6 protein-coding genes and 1 pseudogene are annotated in these 7,559 nt (G+C 65.1%); 3 read left to right on the top strand and 4 right to left on the bottom strand.

What is annotated here, in order from left to right; genetic code table 11:
- Nucleotides 1–915 (top strand): annotated as a pseudogene (locus ACFUOZ_RS15510) (pyruvate dehydrogenase (acetyl-transferring), homodimeric type); the annotation flags it as partial.
- A gap of 74 nt (nt 916–989) precedes the next feature.
- On the opposite strand, the gene ACFUOZ_RS15505 reads toward ACFUOZ_RS15510, so the two are convergent.
- Nucleotides 990–1,181, bottom strand: a complete 192-nt coding sequence (locus tag ACFUOZ_RS15505) for a YegP family protein (RefSeq protein ID WP_377549681.1) — start codon at nt 1,179–1,181, stop codon at nt 990–992.
- A 159-nt stretch (nt 1,182–1,340) separates the two neighbouring features.
- Between ACFUOZ_RS15505 and nboR the strand changes: the two genes are divergently transcribed.
- Nucleotides 1,341–1,979, top strand: coding sequence for a nicotine blue oxidoreductase (nboR, locus tag ACFUOZ_RS15500; protein WP_377549679.1), 639 nt, complete (start codon nt 1,341–1,343; stop codon nt 1,977–1,979).
- A gap of 19 nt (nt 1,980–1,998) precedes the next feature.
- The gene (locus tag ACFUOZ_RS15495; RefSeq protein ID WP_377549677.1) at nt 1,999–2,460 is read left to right on the top strand and encodes a GNAT family N-acetyltransferase; all 462 of its coding nucleotides are present in this window, start codon (nt 1,999–2,001) and stop codon (nt 2,458–2,460) included.
- A 57-nt stretch (nt 2,461–2,517) separates the two neighbouring features.
- Here ACFUOZ_RS15495 and ACFUOZ_RS15490 read toward each other — a convergent pair whose 3' ends face one another.
- From ACFUOZ_RS15490 to ACFUOZ_RS15480, 3 genes are read right to left on the bottom strand one after another with little or no spacing between them, the layout of a single operon-like run.
- Nucleotides 2,518–5,286 carry a molybdopterin-dependent oxidoreductase gene (locus ACFUOZ_RS15490; protein WP_377549676.1) on the bottom strand — a complete coding sequence of 923 codons (2,769 nt, stop codon included), beginning with the start codon at nt 5,284–5,286 and terminating at the stop codon, nt 2,518–2,520.
- Nucleotides 5,276–6,211: an FAD binding domain-containing protein gene (locus ACFUOZ_RS15485; protein WP_377549675.1), complete on the bottom strand. Its 936-nt coding sequence runs from the start codon at nt 6,209–6,211 to the stop codon at nt 5,276–5,278. Before ACFUOZ_RS15485 ends, ACFUOZ_RS15490 begins: the two co-directional genes overlap by 11 nt.
- On the bottom strand, nt 6,202–7,425 hold the full coding sequence (locus ACFUOZ_RS15480; RefSeq protein ID WP_377549674.1) for an XdhC family protein: 1,224 nt from the start codon (nt 7,423–7,425) through the stop codon (nt 6,202–6,204). Before ACFUOZ_RS15480 ends, ACFUOZ_RS15485 begins: the two co-directional genes overlap by 10 nt.
- Nucleotides 7,426–7,559 lie beyond the last annotated feature (134 nt).

The following is a 7,559-nucleotide window of genomic DNA, read 5'->3' as shown; positions in this document are numbered from 1 at the left end:
ATCTACGTCTTCTACTCCATGTTCGGCTTCCAACGCACCGGCGACTCGTTCTGGGCCGCAGCAGACCAAATGACCCGCGGATTCATCATCGGCGCCACCGCAGGACGGACCACCCTCACCGGCGAAGGACTCCAACACGCCGACGGACACTCCCCCATCCTGGCCTCCACCAACCCCGCCGTCCGCACCTACGACCCCGCCTACGGCTACGAAATCGGCCACATCATCCGCCACGGCCTCGAAACCATGTACGGCGAACACTCCGAGGATAAGAACGTAATGTTCTACCTCACCGTCTACAACGAACCCATCACCCAACCCGCCGAACCCGACAACCTCGACACCAACGGACTCCTCAAAGGCATCTACAAACTCGCAGACGCCCCCGAAGGAGACACCAACCGGCCCACCGCACAAATCCTCGCCTCCGGCGTCTCCGTACCCTGGGCCCTGGACGCCGCACGAATCCTCAACGAGGACTGGGGCGTCGCCGCGACCGTCTGGTCCGTCACCTCCTGGAACGAACTCCGACGCGACGGACTCGACGCCGACGACCACGCCTTCCTCAACCCCGGCCAACCCGCACGGACCCCGTTCATCACCGAACAACTCACCGGCCACCACGGACCCGTCATCGCCGTCTCCGACTACATGAAAGCCGTCCCCGACCAAATCCGCCAATACATCCCCAACGACTTCGCCTCCCTCGGAGCAGACGGCTTCGGCTTCTCCGACACCCGCCAAGCCGCCCGCCGCTACTTCAAAAACGACACCCACTCCATCGTCACCAAAACCCTCCAGATGCTGGCGGCGAGGGGCGAGGTCGAGGAGGGCGCGCCGTCGTACGCCATTGACCGCTACAAATTGCTGGACGTAAACGCCGGCACCACCGGTGGCGCGGGCGGCGACGCCTAGTCCCCTTAACGACGGTGGCGGCAGTGTTCTTCATGAACACTGCCGCCACTTGTCGTTGCACGCGCGGACATCCCTCAGGTGCCCAGATTCCGTCGATCGACTACGAAACCCGTTGCGGCATTCTCGCGGACTGCATTAATGCCGGCCACCACTGCCTTCAGGTTGGGAAATTGCGGCGATACTGCCACTACCGTGCCGTCGTCTGCTGTAAGCCGGAAGCGGAATGAATTGGTCCCCGCCTTGAGAATTTCGAAAGTGCCCGCCATGTCCCCTGTTCTTTCACGCGTCGTTGCGTCGTCGAGCTGACTTCATAACTCCACATCGACCATAACGGCCATTTCACGGGCTCAAAAGGCCTACTCAGCAGTAGTTTGCAACCGATATAGGTAGATCAAATGGAAAGACGGCTTGGAGCTAGAGACCGCATGGACCCCCGCGCGTATGGTGAGGATATGACTCAGACCGGCACGGCGCCCACCACGGGCGTCCTGCTCGCTGCGGGCGCCGGCACACGCTTGGGCCGCGGGCCCAAGGCGTTGTTGCCCTACCGCGCCCGGACGCTGGTGGAAGTCCTGGCCGACACCCTGTTCGACGGCGGCTGCAGCGAAGTTGTGGTGGTACTCGGCGCGGAGGCCGACCGTGTCCGAAGCAGCACCGAACTGGGCGCCTACAACGTGGTGGAAAATTCGGACTGGGCCAAGGGCATGGCCGGTTCCTTCCGCGCGGGCATCGACGCCGCAGCCGCGGGCAACAGCATCATGGTGGCTTTGGTGGACCAGCCAGGACTAACCCCGACGGCGGTGAGCAGGCTGCTGGGCAGTCACCGTCCGGGACGGGTCACCGCAGCCGCATACCCTGATGAGTCGGGCCGCCTGAAGCGGAGGCACCCGGTGATTTTCGACGTCGAACTCCGCTCCCAAGCGGCGGCAGCGGCCCATGGCGATACCGGCGCGCGTTCGTTCCTCAAAGCGCATCCGGGGTTGGTGGATCTGGTGGACTGCAGCGACCTGTGCTCGGGCGAGGACCTGGATACGAAAGACCAGCTTCACTTGTTGGAAATGTGAACCGGGTAAATTCGGGTTCATGATCCGCATTGAGCCCGACGATCCCGCACGCCCCGACGTCCACGCCCTCCTCAGCGAGCATTTGGCTGACATGTTCGCGACATCGCCCGCGGAGAGCGTGCATGCCTTGGACCACTCTGCGTTGTCCCATGAGTCGATCACGTTTTGGACGGCCCGGGAGGACGGCGTCCTGCTGGGCTGCGGCGCGTTGAAGGTGCTCGGCGCACCGGGCGAGGCGGAGCTGAAATCGATGCGCACCACCACGGAGGCACGTGGGCGGGGTGTGGCAACACTGTTGTTGAAGCACATTGTGGCCGAAGCCAGGAACCGGGGTTACGAACGGCTGGCCCTGGAAACGGGAACCGAGGACTACTTCGCTCCGGCCCGGCGTTTGTACGCCAAGCACGGTTTCATGGAGTGCGCTCCTTTCGCCGACTACACCCTGGACCCGAACAGCGTGTTCATGGAGCTCCCCCTGTAGCCCAAGTAGGTAACAGCACATGTCGCAATGAGCGCCCATTGCGACATGTGCTGTTACTCAGTTGGGGATGAGGGTGCGGTCGCGGAGGGCCAGGTAGATCTTGTCCCTGGCAATGGGGAGCTCGCCGAAGCGGATGCCCGTGGCGTTACGGATGGCGTTGGCCAGCGCGGGAGCCACCGGGTTGAAGGGGCTCTCGCTCATGGACTTGGCGCCCAAGGGTCCGGTGGAGTCGTTGGTCTTGGCGAAATAGACCTCGCTCCGGGGCACGTCCGCGAACGACGGAATGTGATACTGCCGCAGGATGTCCGTGGTGACCCGGCCGGCGTCGTCCACTTTGACTTCCTCGTACAGGGTCGCGCCCAGGGCCTGCGCAATACCGCCCTCGATCTGGCCCCGGCATTGCCGCGGATTCACCACGACTCCGGCGTCGGCCGCCTGCACGCTCTGCAGGATCCGCAGCTCGCCCGTGCCCGTATTAACGGCAACGCGGAAGCCGTGAACGTTGAACGCGACAGAGCGCGGCGTTCCTCCCCAGTTTCCGTCCGTGGCGAGCCGGACGCCTTGGAGCCTGGCGGCGTCGACGATTTCCTTCAGCGGCACCAAGCGGTCACTGCACTTAACCGCCCCGTCCACCAAACGGCACTCCGCCAAGGGAACGCCGGTGAGTGACGCGGCGACGGTTTGGATGCGGGTGGCCAGCTCCAGCGCCGCACCGAGTGTCGCCTTGCCCGCGACCACAGTGCCGGCCGAGCCGAACGCGCCGGTATCGTGCTCCACAAGGTCGGTGTCCGACTGCCGCACCAGGATCTTGTAGGCAGTGGTCCCCAGCGCGGTGGCAGCCAGCTGCGCGTGCACGGTGGTGGTGCCGTTCCCGAATTCGGCAGTACCGACGTCGACGGCGAACCTTCCGTCCGCTTCCAGGCTCACCCGGGTGTGGGCGAAGTGGCCGCGCGGCGGGACGGTGTCGATCATGGACAGGGCCGAGCCCTCCCCCACCACCCACTCCGGGCCGAGGTCATCCAGGCCAGCGGCACGGTAGCGTTCCTTGCCGCGGTCCAAAGCGTCCCGAACCAAGGCCACGCACTGGTCCAGGCCGTAGCTTCCGTAGTGCACGTCTTCTTCGGGCTCGGGAGTGGTGGAGAGCATATGGTCGCCGGGCCGGACCATGTTCTTGAGCCGGAACTCCAACGGATCCATGCCGATCCCGATGGCCAGCTCATCAATGGCCGACTCGATGGCGAAGATCATCTGGCTCAATCCATACCCACGGAAGGCGCCGGCGGGAACCGTGTTGGTGTACACCGCGTGGGCGTCCACTTTCTTGTTGACGCACTTGTAGACGGCCAACGACTCACCACAACCGTGGAACATCACGCCGGGAGCGTGGTTTCCATAGGCACCGGTATTGGTGAGGACGTTCAGTTGCAGGGCACTGAGGTAACCGTCCTTGGTGGCACCGGCCTTGAGGTGAATGGTGAAAGGGTGCCGGGTGGTGGTGGCGGTGAATTGCTCGGTCCGGGTGAACTCCAGCTGCACGGGCCTGCGAAGGACCAACGCGGCCAATGCTGCCAGGTCCTCGGTCAGGACTTCCTGCTTGCCGCCAAAACCGCCGCCAACCCGCCCGGCTACTACACGGATGGTCTCGGGGGCCAGGTTGAACAGCCGGCTCAGCGTACGCTTCACCAGGAACGGAACCTGCGTGGACGAACGGACCATCAGGCGGCCGTCCTCGTCCACCCAGGCGATGGAGGCATGCGTTTCCATGGCTACGTGCTGCACACGCTGCGTCTGGTACGTGTGTTCATGGATGAAGTCGGCAGCCGCGAATCCGTCTTCCACGCTGCCCAGTTCAGCATGGACCTCGGCCACGACGTTCTGCAACGGCCGCGAAATGCGGGAGAACACTCCATCCTTCTCGCCGTGGATCGCAGGCGCACCGGGAAGAATGGCCTCCTGCGGAGTGAACACGGGTTCCAGGAGCTCGTACTGGACCTCCAGCGCCCGGGCCCCTGCTTCCGCGGCTCCGACCGATTCGGCCACCACGGCTGCAACCCGTTGCCCAATGAACCGCACGACGTCGTCCAGCACCCGGGTGTCGTCGGGATCGTCGGTGTAGTTCTCGTGTTGGGCCGTGGAGAACAGCTGCTGCGGGGCATCCTCGTGGGTGAACACCGCCACCACGCCCGGAACGGCCAATGCGGGAGCCTTGTCGATGGACACGATGCGTGCATGCGGGTGCGGCGAACGCAGGAGTTTCATGTGCAACAGGCCCGGCAGCTGCTCAGACGGCACATCCAGTGAGTAACGGGCGGTGCCGGTGACCACGGCCTGGCCGGCGGGTGCGGGGACGTTGTCACCGAGCTGGCCTGCGCCTTGATCTTCACCATGCTGGTGGTCGCCACCATGCCCGCATACGGCGTCGGCTATCGAGCGGTACCCGGTGCAGCGGCACAGGTTGCCCTTGAGGTTGCGCGGCAGGTTGGCGCGTTGTTCGTCGTCGAACGTCGCTGCGGTCATCATCATCCCGGCAGTGCAGAATCCGCATTGGAAGCCCTGCGCCTCCAGGAACTGCTCCTGCACAGGGTGCAGGCCGTCAGCGGTCGCGAGGCCCTCGATGGTGGTGACGGCTTTGCCCTCGGCGCGAACAGCCGGGTAGATGCAGCTGTGGACCGGCGTGCCATCGACGTGCACGGTGCACGCGCCGCAGTCACCGCCGTCGCAGCCCTTCTTGACGCCGAAGTTGCCCTGCTCGCGGAGGAACGTGCGCAGGCATTGGCCGGGGCGGGGTGTGGCCTGCGAGGCAGCGCCGTTGATCTCAATTGCCATGGGAGGCCTCCTTCTGGGTGCCTGGAGTTTCGGGTTGCGTGGACGGCTGGGGCGAGGTGGCGTGCGGCGGCCAGAAATCGCCGGACACGGTCATCGATTCATCCAGCAGCTCCGCCCGGATCTCCTCGGCGAGCTTCACGGTCATGTCCCGACGCCACGCTGGAAGACCGTGGATGTCGTCGTGGTACAGCTCCTGCGGGATGGAATGTTCGACGGCGGCCGCCAAGGTGGCAGCGTCCGGAACCTCGTCCGCGGCGAACCTCAGCTGCACCGGCCGCTTGGTGGACGCGGTGACCGTGATGACCAGGCCGAAGACGGGATCCAGCCGGCCAATCAGGAGCACGCCGGAGCGTCCGAGGTTGCTCAGGGAAAGTCGGCGGAAGGCCACCCGGGCTGACAGTGCCTCGGCAGGAAGGTGGATGCTGCGAAGCAACTCTCCCGGAGCCAGGACGTTCTCCATGTCGCCGGTTACGAAGTCCGCAACCGGGACGGTGCGGCTGGTGCCATCAGGGCTGAGAATCGTGGCGACGCCGTCCAAACCGGCGCACAGCGAGGTCATGGGTCCTGCAGGAAGTGACGTGCAGATGTTCCCGCCCACCGTGGACATGTTCCAGACCTTGAAGGAGGCCACGAAGGAGTCGCAGCTGGGACGGATCAAGGCCAGTCCGGGCCACTCGCGGTGGGCCACTTCGGCAGAGTCAGGCAGGGCGTAGAGCTCCGCCACAGTGCAGGTTGCGGCAAGTTCGATGCCTTCATCAGTGACGGTGATGGCGGGCCATTCTGCGCGGCCAAGGTCCAGGAGCCGCTTGAGGACGGTGCTTCCATAGGAGAAAAGGACCGTTCCGCCGGCTAGCCAGGCATCGCCGTCGCGCCATTGAGCCGGGTCCGTGGTGGGGACCACGGCCTCGATGGTGTTCATGTCCATGGGTCCTCCTGGGTGAGGTGTTGGGGTGCTGGGTGAATCGGGCCGGTGCTGTCCCGCAGGGACGGAAAGCCGCTGGTCTTGGCGCCTGCGCCCCGCTCCGCGATGATCTCGGCAGTGATGGAGACCGCCACTTCGGCGGGAGTTACCGCGCCAAGGTCCAGTCCAATGGGCGAATGCAGCCGTTCCAAGTACTCGGCGGGAGTTCCTGCCTCGACGAGGGCGTCCACCCTTTGCCGGTGGCTGCGACGTGAACCCATGGCCCCGACGTAGGAGAGGCTCAGCCGGAGGGCGGACTTGAGCAACGGGATGTCGAATTTGGGATCGTGGGTGAGGACGCACACCACCGCCCTGGAATCGAGGCGACCGGCAGCGGCTTCGGCCTCCAGATAACGGTGCGGCCAGTCGGTGACCACCTGGTCCGCAGCTGCGAAACGGGTTTGGGAGGCGAACGCGGGCCGCGCATCGCAGACAGTCACGTTGTAGCCAAGGAGCTGGCCGGCAGGGAGCAACGCCGCGCCAAAGTCGTTCGCTCCGAAAATCAGCATGCGTGCCGCTGGCAGACGGCTCTCCACGAACAGTGTGATGGGTTGCGGTTCCTCCTCTTCACGAGGCGGGGCGGCCAGCCTTTCCTTGGTGACCCAGCCATCAATGCAGCCCTCGGGAGGAGCCAGGCGGACCAGGCCGGCGCGGCCACCTTGGAGCAGCGGCTCAATCTGAGCGGCGGCCGCAAAGAGTGTGGAGGGATGGTCGCCCACCAGGACAGCCAGTTCCTCGGATTCCATGGCCCGGAAGCGCACAGGATCATCGACCACCATGACCCCTCCCCCGGCATCGAGCCGGCGGATCAGGGCCGCAGGACGTTCCGGCCCGGCGAAAGCGGCAAGTTCGGGCGCTCCGGCACCGAAGGGCTGGATGTGGACTTCCAGCTCGCCACCGCAGGTAAGTCCGACGGCGAATGCGTCCTCGGCACTGTAGCCGTAGGACTCAAGGCGCGGACCGCCGTCGCGCATGGCTTCCAAGGCAGCTTCCACGACGGCGCCCTCGACGCAACCACCGGACAAACTGCCCAGGATATCCCCGTTTTCGGAGACCATCATCGAGGTCCCCAGGGGCCGCGGCACGGAGCCCCCACTGCCCACGATCGTGGCCACCGCCAAGCGTTGGCCGGAGACCGCAGGCCGCCAGCCGCCCAGTGAAGGCATCAGATCCAGCATGGCAACACGTCCTTTTTCCAGGTGTCCCGGCAGGGATGGCCCGGCCGGAGCAGTGCGCGATCTTGCCCCATGTTCTCATTCGCAGAGGGTGTTGAGGGGTAGTCGCGGCAATTCGATAAGAGTTCATGGGAACT

Source organism: Paenarthrobacter sp. NPDC057355 (genome assembly GCF_042667405.1).
Classification (GTDB): domain Bacteria; phylum Actinomycetota; class Actinomycetes; order Actinomycetales; family Micrococcaceae; genus Arthrobacter.
This window is presented reverse-complemented; position numbering and strand designations above follow the sequence as displayed.